This window comes from Oleiphilus sp. HI0125 (assembly GCF_001635355.1).
Genome location: NZ_LWGF01000126.1, coordinates 1 through 898, shown reverse-complemented (window position 1 = coordinate 898; position 898 = coordinate 1). Strand labels below are relative to the sequence as shown.

1 protein-coding gene is annotated in these 898 nt (G+C 42.1%); it reads right to left on the bottom strand.

What is annotated here, in order from left to right; genetic code table 11:
• Positions 1 to 94 precede the first annotated feature (94 nt).
• Complete coding sequence (locus tag A3762_RS02160) at positions 95 to 598, bottom strand: peptidylprolyl isomerase (RefSeq protein WP_068477055.1); 504 nt, start codon at positions 596 to 598, stop codon at positions 95 to 97.
• Between the last annotated feature and the right edge of the window lie 300 nt (positions 599 to 898).

Sequence of the window (898 nt, the reverse complement as noted above, 5' to 3'; positions counted from 1 at the left end):
GGATTCTATTTTGTCGAGAAAATAGAAAAAGGCTTCGGTTATATCTGGTCGAGACTCTTCTAGGTGTAAATCGGAGATGAAATAGATCATTGAATTAAGCGCTTGCTTCTACAACGCTTGCTGATTCAATAATCACTTCGTTCACTGGTACGTCTTGGTGGCCAGCTTTCATTGTGGTTTTGACGCTTTTGATTTTTTCAACAACATCCATGCCTTCCGCAACTTTACCGAAGACCGCGTAACCCCAGCCTTCAGTTGTCTCAGAGGTGTGGTTAAGGAACGCGTTATCAGAAACATTGATAAAGAATTGAGCAGAAGCTGAATGCGGATCCATCGTGCGCGCCATGGCGATTGTGCCGATGTCATTGCTAAGACCATTGTTTGCTTCATTTTCAATGGTTTCGCGCGTTGGCTTTTGGTTCATATCGACATCAAAACCGCCGCCTTGGATCATGAAATTGTCGATAACGCGGTGAAAAATTACGCCGTCATAAAAACCGTCTTTCACGTATGCTTCGAAGTTTTTAGCGGTTACTGGAGCTTTTTCATAATCAAGTTCCAAAGTGATGTCGCCGTAATTAGTTTTCAATAAAATCATAGTTATTCCGTTGGATCTACAGATACATGATGCCAGTGCCAGTTAGTCGCACTCAGCCATTCGGCGCCGATTGTACAGTTTTGGGCTGTCAGACTAAACACTTGGGGGGATTAGTTTTGCTGAGGGCGATTAATTTTTGTTGTGATTTGCGGCTAAGGGTTTGTTTTAAAAGCAGTTAGCTTCTATCGTAAAGACTTATCTGAACTCGTTAAAGATTGAAAAGTTTAATAATAAATAGGCAAATTATGTTGTTAGATGCTCCATTGACGGCGCTCAATGTCCCGCGCGTTAAAGCTCGAT